Origin of the sequence: Agromyces tardus (assembly GCF_003710805.1) — a bacterium.
Taxonomy (GTDB): domain Bacteria; phylum Actinomycetota; class Actinomycetes; order Actinomycetales; family Microbacteriaceae; genus Agromyces; species Agromyces tardus.
In genome coordinates, this window is sequence record NZ_RHHB01000023.1 from 30912 (window position 1) to 44531 (window position 13620).

14 protein-coding genes and 2 tRNA genes are annotated in these 13620 nt (G+C 68.6%); 11 read left to right on the plus strand and 5 right to left on the minus strand.

The window, feature by feature from the left end; genetic code table 11:
• The first annotated feature begins 29 nt into the window (after positions 1 to 29).
• The 6 genes from gyrB to EDM22_RS11890 all read left to right on the plus strand — a co-directional run bounded on the left by gyrB (position 30) and on the right by EDM22_RS11890 (position 5915).
• The gene (gene gyrB / locus EDM22_RS11865; RefSeq protein WP_122937262.1) at positions 30 to 2048 is read left to right on the plus strand and encodes a DNA topoisomerase (ATP-hydrolyzing) subunit B; all 2019 of its coding nucleotides are present in this window, start codon (positions 30 to 32) and stop codon (positions 2046 to 2048) included.
• The gene (gyrA, locus tag EDM22_RS11870) at positions 2038 to 4629 is read left to right on the plus strand and encodes a DNA gyrase subunit A (protein ID WP_122937263.1); all 2592 of its coding nucleotides are present in this window, start codon (positions 2038 to 2040) and stop codon (positions 4627 to 4629) included. Before gyrB ends, gyrA begins: the two co-directional genes overlap by 11 nt.
• Before the next feature lie 6 nt (positions 4630 to 4635).
• Entirely contained in the window at positions 4636 to 5040 is a 405-nt protein-coding gene (locus EDM22_RS11875) for a DUF3566 domain-containing protein (RefSeq protein WP_122937264.1), read from the plus strand.
• A 65-nt stretch (positions 5041 to 5105) separates the two neighbouring features.
• Positions 5106 to 5179, plus strand: a tRNA-Ile gene (locus EDM22_RS11880).
• 40 nt (positions 5180 to 5219) lie between these two features.
• Positions 5220 to 5292, plus strand: a tRNA-Ala gene (locus EDM22_RS11885).
• Positions 5293 to 5453: 161 nt separating this feature from the next.
• Positions 5454 to 5915: an NUDIX hydrolase gene (locus EDM22_RS11890; RefSeq protein WP_122937265.1), complete on the plus strand. Its 462-nt coding sequence runs from the start codon at positions 5454 to 5456 to the stop codon at positions 5913 to 5915.
• Positions 5916 to 5964: 49 nt separating this feature from the next.
• Here the strand turns inward: EDM22_RS11890 and EDM22_RS11895 are convergent, their stop codons facing one another.
• Positions 5965 to 6162 carry a hypothetical protein gene (locus EDM22_RS11895; RefSeq protein WP_122937266.1) on the minus strand — a complete coding sequence of 66 codons (198 nt, stop codon included), beginning with the start codon at positions 6160 to 6162 and terminating at the stop codon, positions 5965 to 5967.
• A 595-nt stretch (positions 6163 to 6757) separates the two neighbouring features.
• Entirely contained in the window at positions 6758 to 7276 is a 519-nt protein-coding gene (locus EDM22_RS11900) for a hypothetical protein (protein WP_122937278.1), read from the minus strand.
• 120 nt (positions 7277 to 7396) lie between these two features.
• Between EDM22_RS11900 and EDM22_RS11905 the strand changes: the two genes are divergently transcribed.
• Entirely contained in the window at positions 7397 to 7936 is a 540-nt protein-coding gene (locus EDM22_RS11905) for a peptidylprolyl isomerase (protein ID WP_122937279.1), read from the plus strand.
• Positions 7937 to 7946: 10 nt separating this feature from the next.
• Positions 7947 to 8804: a rhomboid family intramembrane serine protease gene (locus EDM22_RS11910; protein WP_122937267.1), complete on the plus strand. Its 858-nt coding sequence runs from the start codon at positions 7947 to 7949 to the stop codon at positions 8802 to 8804.
• Positions 8805 to 9002: 198 nt separating this feature from the next.
• On the opposite strand, the gene EDM22_RS11915 is transcribed toward EDM22_RS11910, so the two are convergent.
• Entirely contained in the window at positions 9003 to 9242 is a 240-nt protein-coding gene (locus EDM22_RS11915) for a cell division protein CrgA (RefSeq protein ID WP_122937268.1), read from the minus strand.
• Between the two features lie 70 nt (positions 9243 to 9312).
• Between EDM22_RS11915 and EDM22_RS11920 the strand changes: the two genes are divergently transcribed.
• Genes EDM22_RS11920 through EDM22_RS11925 form a run of 3 tightly spaced genes read left to right on the plus strand, consistent with a single transcriptional unit; the run spans position 9313 to position 10903 of the window.
• The gene (locus tag EDM22_RS11920; RefSeq protein ID WP_122937269.1) at positions 9313 to 10107 is read left to right on the plus strand and encodes a class E sortase; all 795 of its coding nucleotides are present in this window, start codon (positions 9313 to 9315) and stop codon (positions 10105 to 10107) included.
• A complete protein-coding gene (locus EDM22_RS19580; RefSeq protein ID WP_170964108.1) occupies positions 10104 to 10268 on the plus strand; it encodes a hypothetical protein in 165 nt (54 codons plus the stop codon). Before EDM22_RS11920 ends, EDM22_RS19580 begins: the two co-directional genes overlap by 4 nt.
• Entirely contained in the window at positions 10265 to 10903 is a 639-nt protein-coding gene (locus EDM22_RS11925; RefSeq protein WP_122937270.1) for an anthranilate synthase component II, read from the plus strand. Before EDM22_RS19580 ends, EDM22_RS11925 begins: the two co-directional genes overlap by 4 nt.
• Positions 10904 to 10975: 72 nt before the next feature.
• Here the strand turns inward: EDM22_RS11925 and pknB are convergent, their stop codons facing one another.
• Both pknB and EDM22_RS11935 read right to left on the minus strand, forming a co-directional pair.
• Positions 10976 to 12652, minus strand: a complete 1677-nt coding sequence (gene pknB / locus EDM22_RS11930) for a Stk1 family PASTA domain-containing Ser/Thr kinase (RefSeq protein WP_122937271.1) — start codon at positions 12650 to 12652, stop codon at positions 10976 to 10978.
• A 72-nt stretch (positions 12653 to 12724) separates the two neighbouring features.
• Positions 12725 to 13620, minus strand: an 896-nt coding sequence (locus tag EDM22_RS11935) for a PASTA domain-containing protein (RefSeq protein ID WP_122937272.1), incomplete at its 5' end; no start/stop codon positions are given.

Sequence of the window (13620 nt, forward strand, 5' to 3'; positions counted from 1 at the left end):
AGAATGACGGTCAGGAGCCCGATTCACACATGACAGCCGAACCCACGAAGGCCCAGCAGCAGCCCGAATACGGCGCTGATGAGATCCAGGTACTCGAGGGCCTCGAAGCGGTTCGCAAGCGGCCGGGCATGTACATCGGCTCGACCGGGCCCAGAGGCCTGCATCACCTCGTGTACGAGATCGTCGACAACTCGGTCGACGAGGCCCTCGCCGGTTACTGCGACACGATCGACGTCACCATCCTCGCCGACGGCGGCGTCCGCGTCGCCGACAACGGCCGCGGCATCCCGGTCGACATCCACAAGGCAGAGGGGCGCTCCACGGTCGAGGTCGTGCTCACCGTGCTGCACGCCGGCGGCAAATTCGGCGGCGGCGGGTACGCCGTGTCGGGCGGCCTGCATGGCGTCGGCTCGTCGGTGGTCAACGCCCTCTCGTCGCGCCTCGATGTCGAGGTGCGACGGCAGGGCGCCGTCTACACGCAGTCGTACACGGTGGGCGTTCCCGACGCACCGCTCGCGAAGGGCGGCGCGAGCGACCAGACCGGCACCACCATCACCTTCTGGCCCAGCCCCGACATCTTCGAGACCGTCGAGTTCGACTACGAGACCCTCCGCACCCGGTTCCAGCAGTACGCGTTCCTCAACAAGGGACTGCGCATCACCCTCACCGACCTGCGCAGCGGCCACGTCGAGATCGACCCCGACGACACGGCCGAGACCGCCGAGACCGGCGAGGCATCCGCCCCGCGCACCGACACCTACCTCTACGAGCGGGGCCTCGTCGACTACGTCGAGTACCTCAACCGCTCGAAGAAGTCCGACCTCGTCAACGAGGAGATCATCTCCTTCGAATCCGAGGACACCGATCGCCGGATCGCGCTCGAGGTCGCGATGCAGTGGACGACGGCCTACACCGAGTCCGTGCACACCTATGCCAACACGATCAACACCCACGAGGGCGGCACCCACGAAGAGGGCTTCCGCGCTGCGCTGACGACGCTCGTCAACCGCTACGCGCGCGAGAAGGGCATCATCAAGGAGAAGGACGACAACCTCTCCGGCGACGACGTGCGCGAGGGACTCACCGCCGTCATCTCGGTCAAGCTCTCCGAGCCGCAGTTCGAGGGCCAGACCAAGACGAAGCTCGGCAACACCGAGGCGAAGTCGTTCGTGCAGAAGGTCACGGGCGACCAGCTCGGCGACTGGTTCGAACGCAATCCGTCGCAGGCGCGCGACATCATCCGCAAGGCGATCCAAGCGGCCAACGCCCGGCTCGCCGCCCGCAAGGCGCGCGAGGCGACCCGTCGCAAGGGGCTCCTCGAGTCGGGCGGCATGCCCGGCAAGCTCAAGGACTGCTCCTCGAAGGACCCCTCGGCCAGCGAGATCTTCATCGTCGAGGGCGACTCGGCCGGCGGCTCCGCCGTGCAGGGCCGCAACCCCGAGACGCAGGCGATCCTGCCGCTGCGCGGCAAGATCCTGAACGTCGAGAAGGCCCGCCTCGATCGGGCGCTCGCGAACAACGAGGTGCAGGCGATGATCACGGCGTTCGGCGCCGGCATCGGCGAGGACTTCAACCCCGAGAAGGCCCGGTACCACAAGATCGTGCTCATGGCCGACGCCGACGTCGACGGCCAGCACATCACCACGCTGCTGCTCACCCTGCTCTTCCGCTACATGCGGCCGCTCATCGAGCTCGGCTACGTCTACCTCGCGCAGCCGCCGCTCTACCGTCTCAAGTGGTCGAACGCCGAGCACCAGTTCGTCTACTCCGACCGCGAGCGGGACGCGCTGCTCGTCGACGGGCAGGCCAAGGGCTGGCGCATCCCGAAGGACAACGGCATCCAGCGCTACAAGGGCCTCGGCGAGATGAGCTACCAGGAACTCTGGGAGACCACGATGAACCCCGAGACCCGTACGCTGCTGCAGGTCACCATGGACGACGCGGCCGCCGCCGACGAGATCTTCTCCACGCTCATGGGCGAAGACGTCGAAAGCCGCCGCAACTTCATCCAGAAGAACGCGAAGGACGTGCGTTTCCTTGACATCTGACGTTGTGAACCCCGGCGCAGCCGAGGGCGAGGACCCCGGCATCCACGGTCGCATCGACCAGGTCGACCTGCAGCTCGAGATGCAGCGCTCCTACCTCGACTACGCGATGAGCGTGATCGTGGGCCGCGCGCTTCCCGACGTGCGCGACGGACTCAAGCCCGTGCACCGCCGCGTGATCTACGCGATGTACGACGGCGGCTACCGCCCCGACAAGGCGTTCTCGAAGTGCGCCCGCGTCGTCGGCGACGTGATGGGGCAGTTCCACCCGCACGGCGACACCGCGATCTACGACGCCCTCGTGCGACTCGTGCAGCCCTGGAGCCTGCGGTATCCGCTCGCCCTCGGCCAGGGCAACTTCGGCTCGCCGGGCAACGACGGCGCGGCCGCACCCCGGTACACCGAGACGAAGATGGCTCCGCTCGCGCTCGAGATGGTGCGCGACATCGACAAGGAGACCGTCGACTTCCAGGACAACTACGACGGTCGCACCCAGGAGCCCGCCATCCTGCCGGCGCGCTTCCCGAACCTGCTCGTGAACGGCTCGGTCGGCATCGCCGTGGGCATGGCGACGAACATCCCGCCGCACAACCTCCGCGAGGTGGCATCCGGTGCGCAGTGGTACCTCGAGCACCCCGAGGCCTCGCGCGAGGAACTGCTCGAGGCGCTGCTCACCCGCATCAAGGGTCCCGACTTCCCGACCGGCGCGCAGATCCTCGGCGTCAAGGGCATCAACGACGCCTACCGCACCGGTCGCGGCTCGATCACCATGCGGGCCGTCGTGAACGTGGAGGAGCTGCAGGGCCGCACCTGCCTCGTCGTCACCGAGCTGCCGTACCAGGTCAACCCCGACAACCTGGCGATCAAGATCGCCGACCTCGTGAAAGACGGGAAGATCGGCGGCATCGCCGACATCCGCGACGAGACCTCGGGCCGCACCGGCCAGCGCCTCGTGATCGTGCTGAAGCGCGACGCGGTGGCGAAGGTCGTGCTCAACAACCTGTACAAGCACACGCAGCTGCAGGACAACTTCGGCGCCAACATGCTCGCGATCGTCGACGGCGTGCCGCGCACCCTCTCGATCGACGGCTTCATCGCCCACTGGGTCGACCACCAGGTCGACGTCATCGTGCGCCGCACCCAGTTCCTCCTCCGCGAGGCCGAGGCGCGCATGCACATCCTGCGCGCCTACCTCAAGGCGCTCGACGCGCTCGACGAGGTCATCGCCCTCATCCGGCGCTCGCCCACGGTCGAGGAGGCCCGCGACGGGCTCATGCAGCTCCTCGAGATCGACGAGCTGCAGGCCCGCGCGATCCTCGAGCTCCAGCTTCGACGCCTGGCCGCCCTCGAACGCCAGAAGATCATGGACGAGGCCGAGGCGCTCGAGGCCGACATCACCGACTACCGCGACATCCTCGCGACCCCGGCGCGCCAGCGTTCGATCATCTCCGACGAGCTCGCCGAGATCGTGGCCAAGTACGGCGATGAGCGTCGCACCCACATCCTCCCGGGCTTCGACGGCGACATGTCGGTCGAAGACCTGATCCCAGAAGAGGAGATGGTGGTCACGGTCACGCGCGGCGGCTACGTCAAGCGCACCCGCAGCGACAACTACCGCTCGCAGCACCGCGGCGGCAAGGGCGTGAAGGGCGCGCAGCTGCGCGCCGACGACGTGGTCGACCACTTCTTCGTGACCACGACGCACCATTGGCTCCTGTTCTTCACCAACCAGGGGCGCGTGTACCGCGCGAAGGCCTACGAGATCCAGGAGGCGGGCCGCGACGCCAAGGGCCAGCACGTCGCGAACCTGCTCGAGATGCAGCCCGACGAGCAGATCGCCGAGATCCTCGACATCCGCGACTACGGAGTGGCGCAGTACCTCGTGCTCGCCACGCGCGACGGCCTCGTCAAGAAGACCGAGCTCACCGCGTACGACACCAACCGCTCGCGCGGCATCATCGCGATCAACCTCCGCGAGGGCGACGAGCTCGTTTCGACCATGCTCGCCGACGAGCACGACGAGATCCTGCTCGTCTCCAAGAAGGGCATGTCGCTGCGGTTCGCCGCGACCGACGAGGCGCTGCGCCCCATGGGCCGGTCGACCTCGGGCGTGAAGGGCATGTCGTTCCGTTCGGGCGACGAACTGCTCGCCGCATCCGTCGTCTCCGGTTCCGCGGATGCCGCGGCGGTCGAGGCCGAGGGGAACGGCTCGAGCCCGAGCGACACCTACGTGTTCGTCGTCACCGAGGGCGGCTTCGCGAAGCGCACGCGCGTCGAGGACTACCGCAAGCAGCAGCGCGGCGGCCTGGGCATCAAGGTGGCAAAGCTGAGCGAAGAGCGCGGCGACCTCGCCGGCACCCTCATCGTCGCGTCGGGCGACGAGGTCCTCGTGGTTCTTGCCAGCGGCAAGGTGATACGCTCTGACGTCGCCGAAGTCCCCGCCAAGGGCAGGGACACGATGGGCGTCGTGTTCGCGAAGTTCGCGGACGACGACCGCATCATCGCCATCGCGCAGAATTCCGAACGGAATCTCGTGGATGAGGCCGCAGAGTCCGAAGCGGCCGAGCCCGCGGGAGAGGAGTAACCGTCCATGAGTAGCGTCGCCGAGAAGCTGGCCCGCAAGTCGAACCGAAAGCCCCCTGCCAAGCAGGTGCGCCTCCGGCTCGTCTACATCGACTTCTGGTCGGCAGTGAAGCTGTCGTTCCTCGTCGCGGTCTGCCTCGCGGTCATCAACATCGTCGCGACACTGCTGATCTACACGGTCCTGAACTCCACCGGCATCTTCGACCAGGTCAACAACCTGGTTCGGGATGTCGCGGGCTCGAGCGGCGACCTCTCGTCGATCCTCTCGCTCGGCAACGTCATGGGGTTCGCCGTCGTCGCGTCGCTGCTGAACCTCGTCGTCACGACGGCGCTCGGCGCGATCATCGCCGTGCTGTACAACCTCAGCGTCAAGATCACCGGCGGCATCCTGGTGGGCTTCACCAACAACTGAGGCCGATCTCGGCCCGATTCGGAGATTCCCGCAGCGTCGGGTAGTCTCTTGTTCGGCCGAAATTCGGGGATATAGCTCAGGCGGTTAGAGCGCTTCGCTGATAACGAAGAGGTCCGAGGTTCAAGTCCTCGTATCCCCACTCCGAACAACTCCACACCTGGATGCCACGGCATCCGCCCGGGGCCTTAGCTCAGTTGGTAGAGCGCCTGCTTTGCAAGCAGGATGTCAGGAGTTCGAATCTCCTAGGCTCCACAGTTTCCCTCCGCGCCCGTCGAACCGCAGCGTTCGTCGTCGCTCGTCTGCTCGGCAGCTGCCCACTGCCGGAGGTCGCACCGCGCCGGCGTGTCCCACCGCCTGCATCGGGGCGGGGCGCCGGCCCGACGCGGGCGTCGCGCACGACGTACAGTTGCGGGATGGACATCCGCATCGCCGCGTACGGGGTCATCATCCGAGACGGCCGGATCCTGCTGTCCCACTGGAACGAGCACGGACGGTCCGGATGGACGTTGCCCGGTGGCGGCATCGAGGGCGCGGAGCACCCGGCGGCCGCGGCCAGGCGCGAGATCCTCGAGGAGACGGGCTACGAGGCATCCATCGACCGGCTGCTCGGCATCGACACGATGGTCGTCCCTGCCGCGAAGCGGCACTCCGGAGCCGCGCCGCTGTACGCGATGCGCGTGGTGTACCGGGCGAGCGTCATCGGCGGCTCATTGCGGAACGAGGTCGGCGGTTCGAGCGACGAGGCGCGATGGTTCACCCTCGACGAGGTCTCGCGGCTCAAGCGCGTGAGCCTGCTCGACATCGCGCTGCGGCTCAACGAGGCCGAGCCGGCCGACGGCATCGCACCGGCCGCAGACGCAGACGGCCCCGTCTGACCAGCAGACGGGGCCGTTGCGATCGGCCGCTCCATGTCGATCACGGCCGTCAGAACGACGGACCGGTGCGGAGCACGATGGATGCGAAGTTGCCCTCGCGCAGTCGGTCGGCTGCGAGCTCGTTGGAGCGACGGAGCGCGAGCGCCTCGCGAGTGCGTCGCGCGTCGGCACGGCGACCCCAGGCGACGAGCGCCAGGCCGAGCCGCACGGACGCGCGTTCGCGTACGCGGCGCGCGCCATCGCGCACGACGGCAGCTTGATCCGAACCGGATCGGCTTGCGGTGAGTGAGGTGGTATTCACGGTGATTCCTTCATCGGTATCGGTGTGGTGACGGCGTGGGCGATCGCCTCACGCCGGGTCGACGGCACGTGCCGCCTCGGATGCAGGCGCGCGCGACCGGACGAACGCAGGTGGCTCGACCCGGACTCGCGCGACGGCGAATGCGTGCTGGGTGGGAGACCCGGTCAGTCGGACGATCGTCTCGAGGACCGGGGAGCGACAGCGCGGACGACGGAAGGCGTCGAAGCGGTCAGGGGCGACAGGGCGTGCGGAGCGCGCGAATCAGGCGCGCCGAAACACCGGTGCTAGCAGGCCGTGTACACGCGGAGGGTTCCTCCGGTGTGGGCGGCAACGTGAATGTGCGGCGTGATGAACATCGGGTATCCCTCCTCTCACAGCTCAGAATCTCTGGCCGAGTGACGACGATAGCGGCATCCCGTGCAGCGCCGCAAGTGTTCTCGCCGAAAACATGCGAATCCAGCTCTCGGTGAGCACGCGGACACATCGAAAGCCCCGCCTGCTGGTGCAGGCGGGGCTTTCGGGAGCGTCGGAACTCCGGGGGTCAGATCGACGGCGACGCCGGTTCGGCCGGCGTGGGCTCGTCGTCGGCGACCCACAGCTCGTCGTCGGCGCGGAACGTCTGCCAGACCGCGTAGGCGACACCCGCCGCGGCGATGATGCCGGCCCCGATGGCGAGATAGGTGCCCACGCCGGGGCCCTTCTTCTCGACCACGACGGAGCGAGGCGTCACGCGCTCGAGCGCGCGACGGACGCGGGCGTCGTTGGCGATGTCGCCGATCGACAGCACGGACCCGAGCGCAGTGCCCAGTCCGCGCTCCACCGAGTCGCCGGCACCACGCGCGACGTTGCGCGCCTGCGTGAGTCCGGGACGTACGTAGCTCTCGTAGCCCGTGCGCACACGCGGAACGACCTCCTCGCGAGTGAGGTAACCGAGTTGCCGGCTGGCCTCACGTGCGACGGCGTTCGCGTGCTCGAGCACGTTCTGCTGGTTCCCCCACAGTTCCTCCGCACTACTGCGCAGCCGCTTGAGTTCCTTCCGGCGCTTGCGTGACAGGCTCATCTCGACCTCCATCGTTGTGCAGCGAACCACTCCATCTTGCCACCGAACCGGCTGGAAGCGAGGTGGGAGTGCCGGGTTTCCATGCCGATCGGCGAATCCGACCATGCGAGAATGGACGACATGCCGAATCCCACCGCGATCGCCACCCTCACGACCAACCACGGCGACATCAAGGTCGACCTCTACGGGCACCACGCGCCCAAGACCGTCAAGAACTTCGTCGGGCTCGCGACCGGCGAGATCGAGTGGACGCACCCGGCCACCGGCGAGAAGTCCAACGCGCCGCTCTACGACGGCGTCGTCTTCCACCGCATCATCCCCGGCTTCATGATCCAGGGCGGCGACCCGCTCGGCCAGGGTGTCGGCGGCCCCGGCTATCGCTTCGACGACGAGATCAACCCCGAGCTCGACTTCACCGAGCCGTACGTGCTCGCGATGGCCAACGCGGGCACGCAGGGCGGCCGCGGCACGAACGGCTCGCAGTTCTTCATCACCGTCGGTCCCACCACGTGGCTGCAGGGCAAGCACACCATCTTCGGCAAGGTGACGGATGCCGCGAGCCAGGCGGTCGTCGAGAAGCTCGCCTCCGTGCCCACCGACGGTCGCGACCGCCCGCTCGACGACGTCGTGCTCGAGCACGTGACGATCGAACAGCTCTGAGCCTGCGTCGGTGACCGACCAGACGCCGGAGCGCTCGAACTTCTGCTATCGGCATCCCGATCGGCAGAGCTTCGTGCTGTGCCAGCGGTGTGGTCGCACCATCTGCGGTGAATGCCAGACGCCGGCGCCGGTCGGCGTGATCTGCCCGGAGTGCATGGCGCAGCAGCGCGCCACCGCGCCTCGCACCAAGCCGGCCGTGCTCACGCGCGTGCGCTCGGCCGCGGGTCGCGGCGCCCCGGTGGTGACGTATTCCCTCATCGGCATCACTCTCGCGATCTTCGTGCTGCAGTTGATCCCGGGCCTGGCCCTCACCGACCGGTTGTTGTACGCGGGGCTCTACTCCACGCCCGGCAACTTCGAGCCCTGGCGCATGCTCACCTCCGTGTTCGTGCACTCGACCACCCTGCTGTTCCATGTGCTGCTCAACATGTACACGCTGTGGATCTTCGGGCAACTGCTCGAAGGGCTGCTCGGGCGGGGGCGTTTCCTGACCCTCTACCTGATCTCGGGCTTCGCGGGGTCGGTGGGCGTGCTCTGGCTGGGCAATCCGCTCACGGGCGTCGTCGGCGCATCGGGCGCGATCTTCGGCCTCATGGGCGCCTTCCTCGTCATCCAGCGTCGACTCGGCGGCAACGCGACGCAGCTGTTCGTGCTCGTCGGCATCAACCTCGTGATCGGCTTCGTGCCGGGCTTCAACATCGCCTGGCAGGCGCACCTCGGCGGGCTGGTCGGCGGCGCGCTCGTCGGTCTCATCTTCGTCGAGACGCGCAAGCGCGAGCAGAAGGCGTTGCAGATCGGATTGCTCGTCGCCCTCGTGCTCGTGCTCGTCGTGCTCAGCCTGCGCTACTTCTATCTCCCCGCCTTCTAGACCGGCGGCCCGGAGTTATCCACAACACCGTCCACAGTTGGGGAGAGTTACACGGCTGTGATTCCGGCAGTCGCCCGGAAACACGCGAGAACCGTCTCTCCACAGCCTGTGGAGAATGTGGAGAAAACTGGGGAGAAGCATCCCGGACACGACGAAGGGCGGATGCCGCAGCATCCGCCCTGGGTTCGAATCAGCCGGTCAGCGCCAGCGAGTGGTCATGAGGAAGCCGACGAATGCGATGCCGAAGCCGATGAGGATGTTCCACGAGCCGAGCGCCGCGACCGGGTACGCGCCCTGGCTCACGTAGAACACGATGATCCACGCGAGCCCGAGCAGCATGAAGCCGAACATGACGGGCTTGAACCAGACTGGGTTCGGCGCTTCTTCGCCGCTCGGCTGCTCCGCGCGCGCGGGCTTCGAGGAATTCGTACGTGCCATGCGGGTGATTCTAATCGACGCGGGCCCCTTCCCGAGCGCCCCCCGATCCGGGCCGAATAGAATCTCCCGTATGCCCGAGCCGGATCCCGACGCGACGACGCTCGCGCACCAGTCCGCGCCTGCGGCGCGGCGGCGCGTCAGCGTGGTCGGCGTGCTCGGCGAGCTCCTGCTCACCGCCGGAGCGCTGATCCTGCTCTTCCTCGGCTGGCAGCTCTGGTGGAACGACGCGATCATGGCCGCGCAGCAGTCCGACGCGGCATCCGGACTCTCGGCGCAATGGGCCGAGGAGGATCGCGCGACGCACGGCGACGCGGCGGCGCCCGCGACCGGGGACTACGGCGACCCGCTCGTCGACACGAGCGACCACGCGAACGGAGAGGCGTTCGCGATCATGTACGTGCCGCGGTTCGGCGAGGGATCGCAGCGCGGAATCGCCGAAGGCACGGGATTCGACGTGCTCAACAGCTACGACACCGGCGTGGGGCACTATCCGGGCACGCAGATGCCCGGCGAGATCGGCAACTTCGCGATCGCCTCGCACCGCAGCGCCTACGGCGGCGGCATGCACGAGATCGAGCAACTGCAGCTCGACGACGCCATCTACATCCAGACGCGCGACGGGTGGTACACCTACCGGTTCCGCGACCTCGAGTACGTCACGCCCGATGCCGTCGGAGTGCTCGCGCCGGTGCCGCACCACCCCGACCTGACTCCGACGGACCGCATCATCACGCTCACCAGCTGCAACCCGCTCTACTCGACCGCCGAGCGCATCATCGCCTACGGCGTGCTCGAGTCCTGGCAGCCCGCCTCCGCGGGTCCGCCGGCCGAGATCGCGGCGCAGGTCGCGACGTGGGGGGCGTGAGCATGTACGGAGCCCTCTGGCGCATCCTCCCCGGTCCGGTGTGGGTCCGCGTCATCATCCTGATCGCGATCGCCGCCGGCGTCGTGTACGCGCTGTTCACCTGGGTCTTCCCCTGGGTCGACGGCATCATCACCCCCAGAGACGTCACGGTGGAGCAATGACCCGGATCCTCGTCATCGACAACTACGACAGCTTCGTCTACACGCTGAACGGCTACCTGCAGGAGCTCGGCGCCGAGACCGAGGTCGTGCGCAACGACGACATCGCGGTCGCCGACGTGCCCGCCCGCATCGCCGAGTACGACGGGGTGCTCATCTCACCGGGGCCCGGCAAGCCGGCGGATGCGGGAGTGTCGATCCCCGTCGTCGAGGCGGCGCTGGCGACCGGCCAGCCACTGCTCGGGGTCTGCCTCGGGCACCAGGCCATCGCCGAGGCGTTCGGAGCCACGGTCACCAACGCCGAGGAGCTCATGCACGGCAAGACGTCGCGCATCACCCACGACGACAGCGAGTTCTACGACGGCGTGCCGCAACCCTTCACCGCGACCCGCTACCACTCCCTCGCGGTCGTCGACGGCACCGTGCCCGACGACCTCATCGTGACGAGCCGCACCCAGGGCGGGGTCATCATGGGCCTCCGCCACGTGAGCGCACCCATCTACGGCGTGCAGTTCCATCCGGAGTCGGTGCTCACCGAGGGCGGGTATCGCATGCTCGGCAACTGGCTCGCGACCGCCGGCCTTCCCGAGGCGAAGCATCGGGCGCTGTCGCTCAACCCGTTGGTGCGCTCGAACTGACTGACGCCCGCGGGCGGACACCCGGTGCGCGCCCCGCTCGATGCCGCCGGCGATCCTGCGCCGCCGAGCGGATCAGCCGGCGCAGTAGGTGAGTTCGACCTCGGATCGCTGCGGCACGTCGCCGGGGGCGAGCGACTGCTTCGTGATGGGCGAGCCCGGCTCCGACTTGCAGCTCGGATCGGGCACGGGCGTCGCCACGAGCTGCAGGTTGTCGGCGGTCAGGTACGAGGATGCCGCGGCCAGGGATTGTCCGATCAGGTCGGGAAGCGTCACGTTGCCGCTCGAGATCGTGAAGTTCACGGTGGTGCCGGCCTCGACGAACTCGCCGCCGGCCGGCGAGGTGGACAGCACGGTGCCGGCAGCCGCGGTCGGCGAGTTCTGGCGCGTCTCACTGCCGGGCGTGAGGCCTGCCGCTTGGAGATCGGCCTTCGCCTGGTCGATGAGCTTGTTCTTCAGCTCGGGAACCTGGACTGCGGCGCGTCCGCTCGAGACGTAGACGTTCACCGGCGTGCCCGTGTCGACGATCTCGCCCGCGGCGGGCTCGGAGCGGATCACCTGTCCGGCCGGCACCGTGTCGCTCGTCTCCTCGAGCTTCGTCGCCGGGAGCGTGAGCGACTGGAGCTTGTCGGCGGCCTCCTCCCACGTGAGGCCCGTGAGCGTGGGAACCTCGCGGGCGTTCGACGGGATCTCGTCGGCAGGCTGCAGGTTGAACGCCCAGTACATGACGGCGACGACGATCACGACCACGCCGATGATGCCCGACCAGATCCAGACGGCCGGCGGACGCCGCTGCGTGCGCGCCATCGTGTCGTCCTCGGTGAGCTGCCGCAGTGCGAGCTCCGACGAGGAGAGCGACCCGGTGGGCGCGCCGAAGAGGAGCGCGGTCTCGTCGGGCTTCTCGTGCACCGGAACACGACCGGATGCCGCGGTGTCGACGTCGGCACGGAACTCGGCCGCCGTCTGGTACCGCACGTCGCGATCCTTCGCCAGTGCGTGCATGACGACCGCGTCGAGCGCAGGGGAGACCTTGGGATTGATGACGCTCGGCTTCACGGGCCGCTCGCTGACGTGCTGGTACGCCACCGCGACGGGCGTGTCGCCGCGGAACGGCGGCCGCCCGGTGAGCATCTCGAAGAGCACCACGCCCGTGGAGTAGAGGTCGGTGCGCGCGTCGACGGTCTCGCCCTTCGCCTGCTCGGGCGAGAAGTACGAGGCGGTGCCGAGGATCGCGGTGGTCTGCGCGACGGTCGTCGCCGAGTCGGAGACGGCGCGGGCGATCCCGAAGTCCATGACCTTCACCTGGCCGGTGGTGGTGATCATGATGTTCCCGGGCTTGATGTCGCGGTGCACGACTCCGGCGCGATGCGAGTACTCGAGCGCGGTGAGCACCCCGTCGATCACGCGCACGGCCGCGGCCGGGTCGAGCGGGCCCTCGTGGATGATGTCCTTGAGGAGCCGGCCCTCGACGAACTCCATCACGATGAACGGCAGCTGCACCTCGTGGCCGGAGGGGTCGATCACCGTCTCCTCGCCGGCATCGAACACCCGCACGATCGTCGGATGCGCCATGCGGGCGGCGGACTGCGCCTCCTGGCGGAACCGCATGCGGAACGCGGGGTCGGTCGCGAGCTGCGGCTTCAGCAGCTTGATCGCGACCCGGCGACCGAGGCGGGTGTCGGTCCCGACATGCACGTCGGCCATGCCACCGCGCCCGATGAGGGCGCCCACGCGGTAGCGTCCCGCGAGCATGCGTCCGTCATCCTCCACGGTGCCTCCGTCCTCGGTCTGCCTGCTGTCGATGGGATTCGGTGTCGGGTCGGCCTACGGTGCGATCGTGACCGGCGCCGCAGGCGAGAACGGCGAGTCGAGCTGGCCGCAGAAGTAGCGGTAGGTGACCTCGAACGATTGGGTGCCGGCCTGCACGTTCACGTTGGTCGTGTTCGCGCCCACCGGGCTCGGCGGGGTCGCGTCGCCGGTGACGGCGACCTCGTACCCGCTGAGCGTCTGGCCCGCCGGGCACGACGCGGCCGGCCAGCTCACATTGACGAGGCTGCCGGCCGGAGCGACCGCGGGGTTCACGGTCGGCGCGGCGCCGGGTGCATCGGGGGAGACCGGTTCGGCGAGGTAGGTGAGCGTGATGGTGGTGCCGGGCGCCACAGGACCGCTCGGGTTCACGTCGGACACCGTGTTCGCCTGGTCGGGCGTGGTCGCGGCCGCGCCCTCCTGGGTGCTCACGGGCAGGCCGAGGGCCTCGATCGCGGCGCGCGCGTCGTCGACGTTCATGCCGATGTAGGCGGCGCGGTCGATCTGCACCGTTTCGGGCGCCTCGCTCGTGGGCGGCGGCGGAGGCGTGCTCGACGAGGGCGGCGCCGCGGTCGACGAGGCCGGCGGCTTCGTCGTGCTGGCCGCCGGCTTGTCGCCGCCGGAGTTGAGTGCGAGCGCGATGATCGTGCCGATGAGCACGATCGCGAGGATCGCGATGAGCACGATCAGCGGCCACGTCCACGGGCTGCGCTTCTTCTCCTCGACCGCCTCTTCCTCGGTCTCGACGATCGCCCCGCCCGCGGGGAGCACGGTGGTCGCCGCGGTGGCGCCCTGCTGGGGCATCAGCATCGTGGCGGCGGTGGCCGCCCCGGCGCCGAGCACCGCCGGCACCGCGGCCGCTGCGCCCTGCACGTCGCCGCGTCGGAGCGCCGTGGCGGCGCGCGCGAGGTGCG